This is a genomic window from Kribbella sp. VKM Ac-2568 (assembly GCF_004345365.1).
In the GTDB taxonomy this organism is placed as follows: domain Bacteria; phylum Actinomycetota; class Actinomycetes; order Propionibacteriales; family Kribbellaceae; genus Kribbella; species Kribbella orskensis.
This window is the reverse complement of record NZ_SLVF01000010.1, coordinates 131,782-145,633: the sequence shown is the minus strand read 5'-3', so window position 1 is coordinate 145,633 and position 13,852 is coordinate 131,782. Positions and strand designations below refer to the sequence as shown.

The following is a 13,852-nucleotide window of genomic DNA, read 5'->3' as shown; positions in this document are numbered from 1 at the left end:
AGCGTCACGCCGGGGCGTTTCCTACACTCTGTACGTGCCAGTCGCGGTGGAGATCGACAACCTCGTTGTCCGGTACGGCGAGAAGACCGCGGTCGACGGCCTCACTCTCACCGTAACCGGCGGAACAGTGACGTCCGTGCTCGGCCCCAACGGGGCAGGCAAGACCACCACGGTGGAGACCTGCGAGGGGTTCCGGCGGCCCGACTCGGGCCAGGTCCGGGTGCTCGGGCTGGACCCGATCGCGGACCACGACGCGCTGATGCCCCGGATCGGGGTGATGCTGCAGGAAGGCGGCGCCTGGTCCGGCGTCCGCGCCCTGGAGATGCTCCGCTACGTCGCCTCGCTCCACTCGCACCCGCTGGAACTAGCTCCCCTGGTCGAGCGGCTCGACCTCGGCACCTGCGGACGGACGCCGTACCGCAGGCTGTCGGGTGGGCAGAAGCAGCGGCTGTCGCTGGCGCTGGCGATCGTCGGCCGTCCGGAGGTCGCGTTCCTGGACGAGCCCACCACCGGGCTGGACCCGCACGGCCGCCGGGAGATCTGGCAGTTGATCCGCGATCTGCGCGACGACGGGGTCACCGTGGTGCTCACCACCCACGCGATGGACGAGGCCGAGCAGTTGTCGGACCAGGTGCACGTGGTGTCCGCCGGCAAGGTGATCGCCTCCGGCAGCCCCGACGTACTGACCGAGCACGGCGCCAAGTCGCTCGAGGACGTCTACCTGGCGCTGACCGCGCCGCCCGCCCGGGAGAAGAGATGAGTACTACGTACGCCCCGCGGCCGGGCTCGGCTCCTTGGCCGCGGAAGGTGCTCTCCCACGCGGTGATGGAGTTCCGGCTGCTCCTCCGCAACGGGGAGCAGTTGCTGCTCGCACTGGTGATCCCCCTGGGCCTGCTGTTCCTTCTCGGCGGCACGGGTTTGGGTGATCGGCTCCCGCTCGGCGACGGGCCTGCCGTGGACCTGGCGGTCCCCCGCGTGCTCGCGCTGGCCGTGTTGTCGAGCTCGTTCACCTCGCTGGCGATCGCTACCGGCTTCGAGCGGCGGTACGGCGTGATCAAGCGACTGGGCGCCTCTCCCCTGTCCCGCACCGGCTTGCTCGCCGGGAAGATCGGCTCGGTGCTCGCGATCCAGCTCATCCAGCTGGCCGTGCTGATCGGCGCCGGGTTCGCCCTCGGCTGGAATCCGGTCGGTGGGGCTGCCGCTGTCTTCGGCGTGATCCTGATGGTGCTGTGCGGCACCGCCGCCTTCGCCTCGCTCGGCCTGCTGATGGCCGGAGTACTACGGGCCGAGGCGACCCTGGCCGCGGCCAACCTGCTTTACCTGCTGCTCCTGGTGGGCGGAGCGGTCTTGACGCCGGTCGAGGAATATCCCGAGGGCATGCAGGGCGTAGTACGGCTGCTGCCGAGTGCCGCGCTGGCCAACGGGCTGGCGAACTCGACCCTGGAAGGGGTCGTGCCATGGGCCGCCGCTTTGTCCCTCACGCTCTGGGCGGGGGTCCTGGGATACCTGGTGTCCCGGACCTTCCGCTGGGACTGAGCAGACCCTTCTCTAGAGTGTGCCGGTGACCTTGGAGAGCCCGACCCGCGAGACCGAGCCCGTCACTGGATTCTGGCGACTGGTTCCAGAGCCGAGCCTGGACGTCGTCCGCCGCTGGGGCTGGGCCTCGGTGGTGGCGAACATCGGCATCGTGGTGACCGGCGGTCTGGTCCGGCTGACCGGCTCGGGGCTGGGCTGCCCGACCTGGCCGCAGTGCACCGACTCCTCCTACGTGCCGCACAGCGCGCTCGGCATCCACGGGGCGATCGAGTTCGGCAACCGGCTGCTCGGCTTCGTGGTCGCGGTGATCGCGATCATCACCTGGCTGGTGGTGATGCGGTACCGGCCGAAGCGGACCGACCTGCGTCGGCTGGCGACCGCCGCCGCGCTGGGTATCCCGCTGCAGGCGGTGATCGGCGGGATCAGCGTGCTCACCGGGCTGAACCCATGGATCGTCTCCGCGCATTTCCTGGTGTCACCGATCATCATCACGCTGAACGTGTCGATGATGCGCCGGTCGCGGACGAGCCCGTACCCGCACACTCCTCCGGTGGTCCGGGCGCTGGCGACCGCCGCCGTGGTCGCGGTCTGGCTGACTGTTGCCCTCGGCACGCTGGTCACCGGCTCCGGTCCGCACTCAGGCGATCCGGAGACCGGGCGGAACGGGCTGAACGAGACGGTGATCAGCCAGTTGCACGCGGACATCGTGTTCGGCCTGCTGGGCATCACCATCGCGCTGGTGATCGCCACCCGGGTCACCGCGACCTCCCGCACCTTGCGGAAGCTCGCCGCCTGGCTGCTGGCGATGGAGTTGCTGCAGGGCGCGGTGGGCTTAACGCAGTACTTCACGGGGCTGCCCTGGGTGCTGGTGCTCATCCACATGTTCTTCGCCGCGGTGCTGATCGCCCTGGTCACCGCCGTGTACGGCGAACGCGGCACGCCGGCCACCTGAAAGACCCGGAGCGCCCGGCCCGGTGAGAAAGCCGGACGCTCCGGGTGGTCTCAGTGCTTCACCTTGTAGATGGCGCCTGGACCGAAGAGCGGCGAGGAGACGTAGATGTCACCCGACCTGCTGATCGCTGTCCCGCCGGGCAGGAGCAGCATGTTCTTGGCCAGTTCCTTCTTGTAGCCGGCCTTGTGGTGCTTGCCCGGGTACTGCAGGTACAGCGAGCCGAGCACCGGAGTCCCACCACCCAGCTCGAACTTGAGCCAGCTGATCTTCGCCAGCTCGACGACCGCCAGCGTGCCGCGCGGTCCACCGGCCAGGTCGACGATCGAGGTGTACCCGTCGGCGTACCGCTGGCACTTGCCCTTGTACGGCTTGGCGGGGTCGCACACAGCGCCGTACGAGCCGGGCTTGATCCGCCAGATCTGGGACGTGCCGGGCGTCGCCGGGAAGCCCCGTAGCTCGCCGACGTACCAGTAGCCGTCCGAGCCGACCGTGACGGACGTCGCGACCGCCTCGCTCGGGATCGAGCTACCGGCCGGCGGGGAGCCGGGCGGCAAGCCGGTCGGGACCTTGACCGTCCGCGGCTTCAACCGCGCCACCGTCTTGATGTGACCGTTCGGCCAGACCCTGAGCAGGTCGTTGTTCGCGGCATCGCTCACCAGAATCGTGCCGTCCCGCAGCGCCGCGACGCCGAACGGATTCGACTCGGTCGGGCTGTCGGCCAGGTTGTACGGATCCGGATCAGTCAGCTGGTACTTGCCGATGTCCGCGACCTTCACCGGCGACTTGCCCGGCCGCAGCCGGTAGAGCGTCGCGCCGCCTGGCGGGAGCGGCTGACCTGGTTCACCTCCCGCACCGGTCAGTGCGTACGTCGTACCCCACTTGTTGGTGTCGATGGCCGGTGCGAAGCCGCCCGGCACCTGCCCGAGCTTGCGGATCCGCTTGCCGTTCGCCCAGGCCTCGTACACGGAGCCGTCCCCGACGCTGTAGACGATCTTCCCGCCGTACGTCGCGACGCCGCGCGGCGAGACCAGGTTGGTGACGACAGGTTTCAGGCTGCTGCCGTGCTTGCCGGTCGCCTCCGCCGGACCGGTGACCACCAGAACCGAACCGATCAACGCAACCGCCGACAACGCGGCCAGACGTGCTGTTCTTACCCCCACTATTACCCCCTCGTTCCCCGTCCCCCCAGGGTGGAGCCGTCCCCCACGGACACCTCATCGCAACACTCTGAGTCGCTGAGGTCAACGGGAGGACTCCCCGCCACCACCCGTGTACCGACGGCGAAATCCTTGTACCGCAACGGTTTGTGCGGTCTCACGCACCCTCAGTGCTGGCGGGCTTCGATGCGTTGGGCAACGAACCGTCGCCGTTCAGGCGTCGGAGGCAACCAAAATCGTGCCCGATCAGGCAACGGATCCGGGAGCGGGTCAGCGCAGCAGCGGGTCGATCGCCGCGGCGATGAAGAGCAGCGCCAGGTAGATGTTGGAGAAGTGGAACAGGCGCATCGGGCGCAGGGCCGCGCCCTCGGCGCCGGTGTTCGCCCGGGCCAGCAGGGCGAAGGCCTCGCGGAGGAAGACGACGCCCAGGATCACGGCCGCCAGCGGGTAGACCCAGCCGGTGCCGCCGACCGGCCAGAGGGCGATCGAGGTGATCACCATGACGATGCTGTAGGCCAGGATCTGCCGGGCCGTGGCGACCGGGGTGGCGACCACGGGGAGCATCGGCACGTCCACCGAGGCGTAGTCCTCGCGGTACCGCATCGCCAGCGCCCAGGTGTGCGGCGGCGTCCAGAAGAACACCACGCCGAAGAGCACCAGCGGGGTCCAGGCCAGCTCGCCCGTCACCGAGGTCCAGCCGATCAGGGTCGGGAAGCAGCCGGCGATCCCGCCCCAGACGATGTTCTGCACGGTCCGGCGCTTCAGCACCATGGTGTAGCCGAAGACGTAGAACGCGTTCGCGGCCAGCGCCAGGAACGACGACAGCCAGTTGACCAGCAGGCCGAGCTCGAGCGTGGCCAGCACGCCGAGCGCGATGCCGAAGATCGTCGCCGAGCGCGGGCTGACCGCGTGCCGGGGCAGCGGGCGGCGCCGGGTCCGGCGCATCTGCTCGTCGATGTCACGGTCGAGCACGCAGTTGATCGTGTTCGCGCTGCCGGCGGCGAGGATCCCGCCGACCAGGGTCGCCGCGACCACGCCGAGCCCGGGCACGCCGCCCGCGGCCAGGAACATCACCGGCACGGTGGTGATCAGCAGGAGCTCGATGATGCGCGGCTTGGTCAGACCGACGTACGCCTTGATCACGTCGCGCACCGACGGACCGGTCACCTCGAGGGATGGGTCTGCCGGGAGCGGCGCCGGGTACGACGTCGTCGCGGCTGGACGCGGATCGACGGCCGTCACGAACACCTCGAACTGAGTGGGTTGACGCCGGGGACCGGCGCTGACGGTTCGACAGTCTACGACGCCCCGTAGGAGCCCCACGCACCCACCCGTACCGGGGTGTCGGGCCGGTCCGACGGACAACCGTGCGGCCCTGGTAACGCGACCGTCGAACAGCGGTAATCCGGGCATGGGACAAGAGGCATGGACACCGACCGGAGGGGCACCGATGTGATGTGCGGGACGCCCGGGCCGAGCCGGGAACAAGAGCGGGCCCCGCCGGGTTTGCGAGGTATGGAAGGCAGAGAGCGACCGGGCGAGTAGGCTCGCTCACGGTGACGCGCGGGGGCGCGATCGGCGTGGGACCAGCTGGTCCGGCCGGCCCCTCGGACGCCATCCAGGACGTGTTCGAAGCCATCGAGAGGAGCGCCGCCGGCGTGACGGAGAAGACCAGCCCCAAGCTTGACTGGACCGAGATCGACAAGCGTGCGGTCGACACCGTGCGGGTCCTCGCGATGGACGCGGTGGAGAAGGTCGGGAACGGCCACCCCGGTACCGCGATGAGCCTGGCCCCGGCGGCCTACCTACTGTTCCAGAAGGTGATGCGGCACAACCCCGCGGACCCGAGCTGGGCCGGTCGCGACCGGTTCGTGCTGTCCGCGGGCCATTCCAGCCTCACCTTGTACATCCAGCTCTACCTGGCCGGCTTCGGCCTCGAGCTGGACGACCTGAAGTCCCTGCGCGTCTGGGGCAGCCTGACCCCGGGTCACCCGGAGCACGGCCACACCAAGGGCGTCGAGACGACCACCGGTCCGCTCGGCCAGGGCGTCGGCAACGCGGTCGGGATGGCGATGGCGGCCCGCCGCGAGCGTGGCCTGTTCGACCCGGAGACGCCGAAGGGCGAGAGCCTGTTCGACCACCAGATCTACGTGATCGCCTCGGACGGCGACCTGGAGGAGGGCATCTCCTCCGAGGCCTCCTCGCTGGCCGGCCACCAGAAGCTCGGCAACCTCACGGTGATCTACGACGCCAACAAGATCTCGATCGAGGACGACACGGACATCGCGTTCTCCGAGGACGTGGCGGCCCGCTACGCGGCGTACGGCTGGCACGTCCAGGACGTCGACTGGACCAACGGCGGCACCGGGTACGAGGAGAACGTCGAGGCCCTGTACGACGCGATCCGCGCGGCCGAGGCGGTCACCGACAAGCCGAGCTTCATCCGGCTGCACACGATCATCGGCTGGCCAGCCCCGAACAAGCAGAACACCGGCAAGATCCACGGCTCCGCGCTCGGCGCCGAGGAGGTGGCCGCGACCAAGAAGGTGCTCGGCTGGGACCCGGAGCAGACCTTCCAGGTCGCCGACGACGTGCTCGCGCACAGTCGCCAGGCGCTGGAGCGCGGCAAGGTGCTCGAGGACGAGTGGAACACCGGATTCGACGCCTGGAAGGCCGCATCGCCCGAGCGGGCCGCGCTGTTCGCGCGGCTGGCGAAGCGTGACCTGCCGGCCGGCTGGAAGGACGCGCTGCCGAGCTGGGACGCGGACGCCAAGGGCGTCGCGACCCGGGCCGCCTCCGGTGAGGTCCTGTCGAAGCTGGCGCCCGAGATGCCCGAGCTCTGGGGCGGCTCGGCCGACCTCGCCGGCTCGAACAACACCACCCCGAAGGGCCAGCCGTCCTTCATCCCCGCCGAGTTCTCCACCAAGGAGTTCCAGGGCGATGAGTACGGCCGGGTGCTGCACTTCGGCATCCGCGAGCACGCGATGGGCTCGATCCTGAACGGCATCGCGCTGCACGGCGGCACCCGTCCGTACGGCGGCACGTTCCTGGTCTTCAGCGACTACATGCGCCCGGCGGTCCGGCTGGCCGCGCTGATGAAGCTGCCGGTGACCTACGTCTGGACGCACGACTCGATCGGCCTCGGCGAGGACGGCCCGACCCACCAGCCGGTGGAGCACCTGGCCGCGCTGCGGGCGATCCCGGGCCTCGACGTGGTCCGCCCGGGTGACGCCAACGAGACCGCGGCCGCCTGGGCCGTGATCCTCCAGCACAAGGACCGCCCGGCCGGCCTGGCCCTGACCCGGCAGAACGTGCCGACCTTCCCGCGCGGTACCGACGGCTTCGCCACCACGGAGAACGTGGCCAAGGGCGGGTACACCCTGCTCGACACCGAGGGCACCCCGGACGTCGTCCTGATCGCCACCGGCTCCGAGCTCCAGCTCGCCGTCGAGGCCCGCAACACGCTGGCCGAGCAGGGCATCAAGGCCCGGGTCGTGTCGATGGTGTCGCGCGAGTGGTTCGACGAGCAGGACGACGCGTACCGCGACTCGGTGATCCCGCCGCAGGTCCGGGCCCGGGTCTCGGTCGAGGCCGGTATCGCCCTGACCTGGCGCGAGATCGTCGGTGACGCCGGCCGCAGCGTCAGCCTGGAGCACTACGGCGCTTCGGCCGACTACCAGCGGCTGTACACGGAGTTCGGCATCACCGCCGAGGCCGTCGTCCAGGCCGCCAAGGACAGCATCGCCGCGGCCGCCGAGCTCGGTGGCTCCGGAGTACCGGCCGGCCGACGGCCCGCCGGTCCGCTGGGTCCCGGTGACGACCCGGCGGTGAGCGCCGACCCGGATGCCGACGCCACCAACGAACGCAACTGAACCAACCCACAACAGAACATTTCGGAGGCTTCGGACATGAACGATCGCTTGAAAGCACTCGCCGACGCCGGCGTGTCCATCTGGCTCGACGACCTCTCCAGGCAGCGCCTGGTCAGTGGCAGCCTGGCCGCGCTGATCCAGGACCAGCACGTCAGCGGGGTGACCACGAACCCGACGATCTTCGCGAAGGCGATCTCCGACGCGGACGCGTACGCCGAGCAGGTCAGCCGGCTGGGCCGCGAGGGTGTCTCGACCGACCAGGCGATCCGGGTGATCACCACCGACGACGTGCGTGACGCCGCCGATCTGTTCAAGCCGGTGTACGACGACACCGACGGCGTGGACGGCCGGGTCTCGATCGAGGTCGAGCCCGGCCTGGCCCGCGACACCGACCGGACGGTCGCCCAGGCCAAAGAGCTGTGGAAGACCGTCGGCCGGGAGAACGTCTTCGTCAAGATCCCGGCCACCAAGGAGGGGCTGCCGGCCATCACCGCCACCCTGGCCGCCGGCGTCAGCGTGAACGTCACGCTGATCTTCTCGCTGGAGCGCTACAAGGCCGTCGCCGCCGCCTTCCTGGCCGGCCTGGAGAAGGCGATCGAGAACGGTCACGACGTGACGAAGCTGGCCAGCGTGGCCTCCTTCTTCGTCAGCCGGTTCGACACCGAGATCGACAAGCGGCTGGACGCCATCGGCACCGACGAGGCGAAGGCGCTGAAGGGCAAGGCCGCGATCGCCAACGCGCGGCTGGCCTTCGAGGCCTACGAGGAGATCTTCGCCTCCGACCGCTGGCGCGAGCTCGAGATCGCCGGCGCCAAGCCGCAGCGCCCGCTGTGGGCCTCCACCGGGGTCAAGGACCCGGCGTACAAGGACACCATGTACGTCGAGGAGCTGGTCACCTCGGGTGTGGTCAACACGATGCCGCAGGCAACCATCGCCGCGGTCGCCGACCACGGCGACGTCAGCGGCGACGCGGTCCGCGACCGCTACGACGAGTCCCGCAAGGTGATCGAGGACCTGGAGAAGCTGGGCATCTCCTACGACGCGGTCGTGCAGATCCTCGAGGACGAGGGCGTCGCGAAGTTCGACGCGTCCTGGTCGGAGCTGCAGAACACCGTGACCGCGGCGCTGAAGCAGGGGTCGGCCAAGTGACCGCTCCCGCTGTCCGTACCGAGAACGGCGACTGGGCCGCGACGATCGACCGGCTGGTGTCGGAGAAGATCGCGTCCCGGATCGCCGCCAAGGACGCCGCCATCTGGGGTCCGGAGGCCGAGCCGGAGTCGTCGATCCGGCTGAACTGGGTCGACCTGCACGAGACCTCGCGGCCGCTGCTGGCCGAGATCGAGGCGCTGCAGGCCGACCTCCGGTCCGAGGGTCTGGACCGGATCGTGCTCTGCGGCATGGGTGGCTCGTCCCTCGCCCCCGAGGTGATCACCCGCACGGCGGGCGTCGACCTGGTGGTGCTGGACTCCACCAACCCGAGCGTCATCGCCCGGGCCCTGGCCGGCGACCTGCAGCGCACCGTGGTCGTCGTCTCCAGCAAGTCCGGCGGCACGGTCGAGACCGACAGCCAGCGCCGGGTCTTCGTCAAGGCGTTCACCGACGCCGGGATCGACGCCTCCTCGCGGATCGTCGTCGTCACCGACCCCGGCTCGCCCTTCCAGAAGCTCTCCGAGGACGAGGGCTACCGGAAGACCTTCCTGGCCGACCCGAACGTCGGTGGCCGCTACAGCGCGCTGACCGCCTTCGGCCTCGTCCCCTCGGCACTCGCCGGAGCCGACGTCGCCGAACTGCTCGACCAGGCCGCCGAGGCCGCGCCGTTGCTCCAGGCCGACTCCGCGGACAACCCGGCGCTTGTGCTGGGCGCAGTACTGGCTGCCAGTGAGGGCCGGGACAAGGCGATCCTGGCGGCGCACGGCTCGGACATCGTCGGGTTCCCCGACTGGGCCGAGCAGCTGATCGCGGAGAGCACCGGCAAGAACGGAACCGGTGTGCTGCCGGTGGCGGTGAAGGGATTGCACGCCCCCGAGCTGCACAAGAGCCTGCCGGACATCGTGCACGCACTGCTCGCGGACAAGGCCACGAACAACGAAGTTCCGACCGGTCTGACCTCCGGGTCGCTCGGCGGCCAGTTACTGCTGTGGGAGACGGCCACAGCAGTCGCGGGCTACCTGCTGGGGATCAACCCGTTCGACCAGCCCGATGTGGAGAGCGCCAAGAAGGCCGCGCGCGGTCTGTTGGACGCGCAGCCCGAGCCGGAGCCGGCGGCCTTCACCGACGGTGCCGTCGAGGTCCGCGCGACCGAGGGCCTGCTCGATGGCGTCGACTCGGTTCAGGGCGCGCTCGACTCGCTGCTGAGCCAGCTTGCCGACGACGGCTACGTCGCTGTGATGGCGTACCTGGACTCCGAGCGCGACGAGAACCTGGTCGCGATCCGGCCGGCCCTGGCCCAGCGGACCGACCGGCCGGTGACCTTCGGCTGGGGCCCGCGTTTCCTGCACTCCACCGGCCAGTACCACAAGGGCGGCCACCCGCAGGGCGTCTTCCTGCAGGTCACCAGCGCCGAGACGGGCGACGTCGAGATCCCGGACCGGCCGTTCACCTTCGGCACGCTGATCTCGGCCCAGGCCGCCGGTGACGCGAACGTGCTGGCCGAGCGCGGCCGGCCGGTACTGCGGCTGCACCTCACCGACGCCGAGGCCGGTGTAGAGCAGCTCATCGCGCTGCTCGGCGCCCACGACAAGTCGGAGGACGGCGGCACATGACCGCGGAATACGCTGACCCGCCGACCGGTCCGGTGAACCCGCTACGGGATCCGCAGGACCGGCGGCTGCCGCGGATCGCCGGGCCCTGCAGCCTGGTGATCTTCGGAGTCACCGGCGACCTGGCCCGCAAGAAGCTGATGCCGGCCGTGTACGACCTGGCGAACCGGGGCCTGTTGCCGCCCGGGTTCGCCCTGGTCGGGTTCGCCCGGCGGGATTTCACCAACCAGGACTTCGCCCAGATCGTGCACGACTCGGTCAAGGAGCACGCGCGGACGCCGTTCCGCGAGGAGGTCTGGCAGCAACTGGCGGAGGGCTTCCGGTTCGTTCCCGGCGATCTCACCGACGACGAGGCGTTCAAGCGGCTCCGGGAGACCGTGGACGAGCTTGACGTCAACCGCGGTACGGGCGGCAACCACGCGTTCTACCTGTCGATCCCGCCAGGGCTGTTCCCCCAGGTGGTGGAACAGCTGAACGAGCACGGCCTGACCGACGAGGTCCCGGGCTCGTGGCGCCGGGTGGTGATCGAGAAGCCGTTCGGGCACGACCTGAAGAGCGCTCGTGAGCTCAACCAGGTGGTCGAGTCGGTCTTCCCGCCCGAGGCGGTCTTCCGGATCGACCACTACCTGGGCAAGGAGACCGTCCAGAACATGCTGGCGGTCCGGTTCGCCAACTCGATGTTCGAGCCGGTCTGGAACAGCAACTACGTCGACCACGTGCAGATCACGATGGCCGAGGACATCGGCATCGGCGGTCGCGCCGGGTACTACGACGGCATCGGCGCCGCCCGCGACGTCATCCAGAACCACCTGCTCCAACTGCTCGCGCTGACCGCGATGGAGGAGCCGGTGAGCTTCGACGCCTGGTCGCTGCGCCAGGAGAAGAAGAAGGTGCTGGCGGCCGTCAAGCTGCCGGAGCGCCTCGACCTGCACACGGCTCGCGGCCAGTACGCCGCCGGCTGGGCGGGCGGCACGAAGGTCAAGGGCTATCTGCAGGAGGACGGCATCCCCGCGTCGTCGGCGACCGAGACGTTCGCCGCCCTGCGCGTGGACGTGGACACCCGCCGCTGGGCCGGCGTCCCGTTCTACCTGCGGACCGGCAAGCGGCTCGGCCGTCGCGTCACCGAGGTGGCTGTGATGTTCAAGCGCGCGCCGCACCTGCCGTTCACCAAGACGGAGACCGAAGAGCTCGGTCAGAACGCCCTGGTGATGCGGATCCAGCCGGATGAGGGCGTCACCATGCGCTTCGGCGCGAAGGTGCCCGGCACGATGATGGAGATCCGCGACGTGAACATGGACTTCGCCTACGGCGGGTCGTTCACGGAGTCCTCCCCCGAGGCGTACGAGCGGCTGATCCTGGACGTGCTGCTCGGCGATCCGCCGCTCTTCCCGCAGCACACCGAGGTGGAGCTGAGCTGGAAGATCCTCGACCCGGTGATCGAGTACTGGGCCGAGCACGGCAAGCCGGAGCAGTACGGGTCCGGTGGCTGGGGTCCTGCCTCCGCCCACGAGATGCTCGCCCGCGACGGACGCGCCTGGAGGCGGCCATGATCATCGACCTCACCAGCACCACGTCGAGCGAGATCGCCTCGGCGTTGCTGAAGGCCCGCCGCAACGCCGGCTCCCCGGCGATGGGAATGGTCGGCACGGTCGTGGTGGTCGTCGACGAGTCGTCCCACCACGATGCGATGAAGGCCGCGAACGAGGCCGGCCGGGAGCACCCGTCCCGGGTGCTCGTGGCGATCCTGCGGCCCGGCCGCGGCACCGGTGGCCTCGACGCGGAGGTCCGCGTCGGCGAAGGGATTCCCGGCGAGGCGGTGCTGCTCCGCCTGCACGGCGAGCTCGCGAAGGTGCCGGAGTCTGTCATCACGCCACTACTGCTGCCGGACTCCCCCGTGATCGTCTGGTGGCCGGGTGGCGGACCGAAAGTGCCCCACGAGGATCCACTGGGTCAGCTCGGCCGCCGCCGCGTCACGGACGCCGCCGAGACCCGCCGCGCCCGCGAGGCCTTCATCGCGCGGGCCGAGGGCTACATGCCCGGCGACACCGACTTCGCCTGGACCCGGCTGACGCCGTGGCGAGCCCTGATGGCCGCCGCCCTGGACCAGTACCCGATGAAGGTCACCGGTGCCGAGGTCGTCTCCGCCCGGGGCAACGCGAGTGCGGATCTGATGGCCGCCTGGCTGCAGTGCCGCCTCGGGGTCCCCGTCGAGCAGAAGAACTCCCGTGGCCCGGGCATCACCGCGGTACGGATGTTCACGGCGGCCGGGCCGATCGCGCTGACGCGGCCGGACGGTGCGGTGGCGACGTTCAGCATCCCGGGACAGCCTGATCGGCCGGTGGCGCTGAAGCGGCGGGTGACGTCGGAGTTGCTGAGCGAGGAGCTGCGCCGGCTGGACCCGGACGACGTGTACGCGAAGACGCTCGCTTGCATGGTCGAGCGGGAGAACATGCCTGCCGAGGCCAAGATTGTCAGCCCAGCCGATCGGCGGTCCGCGCAGACCGCTGCCGAGAAGGCAGCAGCCCATACTTCGGGCGTCGCCGGCAAGGCTGCCTCGTCGGATCTCGAGGCGAAGGCTACCGCGAAGAAGACTGCCCGCAAGTCCGTCGCGAAGAAGACTTCCGCGGCGAAGAAGACGGCGGCAGCGCGGAAGACCGCCACGCGGAAGTCGACCACGATCAAGAAGACGGCGGCCAAGAAGACGGCGACCAAGACATCGGCCGCGAAGAAGTCCGGAACGGCCAAGAAGAGCACGAGCAAAAGGGTGGCCGGCCGCTCATGAGTTCACCGTCGATCCTGGTCAACCGCGACGCCGAGGGCCTCGCCCACGCCGTCGCGGCCAGGCTCATCACCCGCCTGGTGGACGTGCAGAGCAGCGGCAAGGTGGCGCAGGTCGTCCTGACGGGCGGCCGCGTCGCCGCGGTGGTCTACCGGGCCGTGGCGGAATCCCCTGCCCGCAGCGCGATCGACTGGCGCCGGGTCGAGTTCTGGTGGGGCGACGAGCGCTTCCTGCCAGAAGGCGACCCGGAGCGCAACGAGACCCAGGCCTGGGACGCGTTGCTCTCGCACGTCGACGTGGACCCCGCACTCGTGCACCCGATGCCGGCTGACACCGGCCAAGGTCCCGAGGCGGCCGCGGATGAATACGCCGCGACCCTCGCCGCGGCAGCCGGACCCGGTGATCGTGACGGCGTGCCCACGTTCGACGTACTGATGCTGGGTGTCGGGCCGGACGGGCATGTCGCCTCGCTGTTCCCCGAGCACCCCACACTGCATGAGGTGGAGCGGTCTTCGGTCGCGGTACACGGAGCGCCGAAGCCACCGCCGACCCGGATCTCGCTCAGCTTCCCAGCACTGAACCGCGCGCACGAGGCGTGGTTCGCGGTCGCCGGCGACGACAAGGCGAAGGCGGTACGGCTCGCCCTGTCCGGCACCGGCCCGCTGCAGATTCCCGCCGCCGGAGTAAAGGGCCTGAACCGCACCCTCTGGCTCCTCGACGAAGCGGCCGCCACCGACATCCCCCACGAGATCCGCGCACCCCGCACCTGATCCTTCTTTGCGTGGGGCCCGGCGTCG

General features: G+C 70.0%; 11 protein-coding genes. 9 read left to right on the top strand and 2 right to left on the bottom strand.

Annotated elements, in window-relative coordinates; all coding sequences use genetic code 11:
- Positions 1-34 precede the first annotated feature (34 nt).
- From EV648_RS28060 to EV648_RS28050, 3 genes are read left to right on the top strand one after another with little or no spacing between them, the layout of a single operon-like run.
- Positions 35-760, top strand: coding sequence for an ABC transporter ATP-binding protein (locus EV648_RS28060; RefSeq protein ID WP_241995648.1), 726 nt, complete (start codon positions 35-37; stop codon positions 758-760).
- Positions 757-1,536 (top strand): ABC transporter permease, encoded by a 780-nt coding sequence (locus EV648_RS28055; protein ID WP_132298050.1) that lies wholly within the window; start codon positions 757-759, stop codon positions 1,534-1,536. The genes EV648_RS28060 and EV648_RS28055 overlap by 4 nt, the downstream gene beginning before the upstream one ends.
- 25 nt (positions 1,537-1,561) lie before the next feature.
- The gene (locus tag EV648_RS28050) at positions 1,562-2,488 is read left to right on the top strand and encodes a heme A synthase (protein ID WP_132298048.1); all 927 of its coding nucleotides are present in this window, start codon (positions 1,562-1,564) and stop codon (positions 2,486-2,488) included.
- A gap of 50 nt (positions 2,489-2,538) precedes the next feature.
- On the opposite strand, the gene EV648_RS28045 is transcribed toward EV648_RS28050, so the two are convergent.
- A complete protein-coding gene (locus EV648_RS28045) occupies positions 2,539-3,603 on the bottom strand; it encodes a ScyD/ScyE family protein (RefSeq protein ID WP_206751953.1) in 1,065 nt (354 codons plus the stop codon).
- A 312-nt stretch (positions 3,604-3,915) separates the two neighbouring features.
- A complete protein-coding gene (locus tag EV648_RS28040) occupies positions 3,916-4,887 on the bottom strand; it encodes a heme o synthase (RefSeq protein ID WP_370452744.1) in 972 nt (323 codons plus the stop codon).
- Positions 4,888-5,303: 416 nt separating this feature from the next.
- On the opposite strand from EV648_RS28040, the gene tkt reads away from it, so the two are divergent.
- The 6 genes from tkt to pgl are packed head-to-tail and all read left to right on the top strand — an operon-like array spanning position 5,304 to position 13,825.
- Complete coding sequence (gene tkt, locus EV648_RS28035) at positions 5,304-7,517, top strand: transketolase (protein ID WP_132298294.1); 2,214 nt, start codon at positions 5,304-5,306, stop codon at positions 7,515-7,517.
- Positions 7,518-7,553: 36 nt separating this feature from the next.
- On the top strand, positions 7,554-8,666 hold the full coding sequence (gene tal / locus EV648_RS28030; RefSeq protein WP_132298042.1) for a transaldolase: 1,113 nt from the start codon (positions 7,554-7,556) through the stop codon (positions 8,664-8,666).
- Positions 8,663-10,279: a glucose-6-phosphate isomerase gene (locus EV648_RS28025; RefSeq protein WP_132298040.1), complete on the top strand. Its 1,617-nt coding sequence runs from the start codon at positions 8,663-8,665 to the stop codon at positions 10,277-10,279. The genes tal and EV648_RS28025 overlap by 4 nt, the downstream gene beginning before the upstream one ends.
- Positions 10,276-11,826 carry a glucose-6-phosphate dehydrogenase gene (gene zwf, locus EV648_RS28020; RefSeq protein ID WP_132298038.1) on the top strand — a complete coding sequence of 517 codons (1,551 nt, stop codon included), beginning with the start codon at positions 10,276-10,278 and terminating at the stop codon, positions 11,824-11,826. The genes EV648_RS28025 and zwf overlap by 4 nt, the downstream gene beginning before the upstream one ends.
- Positions 11,823-13,058 carry a glucose-6-phosphate dehydrogenase assembly protein OpcA gene (locus tag EV648_RS28015; RefSeq protein ID WP_132298036.1) on the top strand — a complete coding sequence of 412 codons (1,236 nt, stop codon included), beginning with the start codon at positions 11,823-11,825 and terminating at the stop codon, positions 13,056-13,058. Before zwf ends, EV648_RS28015 begins: the two co-directional genes overlap by 4 nt.
- Entirely contained in the window at positions 13,055-13,825 is a 771-nt protein-coding gene (gene pgl / locus EV648_RS28010; RefSeq protein ID WP_132298034.1) for a 6-phosphogluconolactonase, read from the top strand. The genes EV648_RS28015 and pgl overlap by 4 nt, the downstream gene beginning before the upstream one ends.
- Positions 13,826-13,852 lie beyond the last annotated feature (27 nt).

Coding starts and splice junctions, on each gene's coding strand:
- EV648_RS28055 (WP_132298050.1), top strand. CDS start 757: ATGAGTACTACGTACGCCCCGCGGCCGGGCTCGGCTCCTTGGCCGCGG.
- tal (WP_132298042.1), top strand. CDS start 7,554: ATGAACGATCGCTTGAAAGCACTCGCCGACGCCGGCGTGTCCATCTGG.
- zwf (WP_132298038.1), top strand. CDS start 10,276: ATGACCGCGGAATACGCTGACCCGCCGACCGGTCCGGTGAACCCGCTA.
- EV648_RS28015 (WP_132298036.1), top strand. CDS start 11,823: ATGATCATCGACCTCACCAGCACCACGTCGAGCGAGATCGCCTCGGCG.
- pgl (WP_132298034.1), top strand. CDS start 13,055: ATGAGTTCACCGTCGATCCTGGTCAACCGCGACGCCGAGGGCCTCGCC.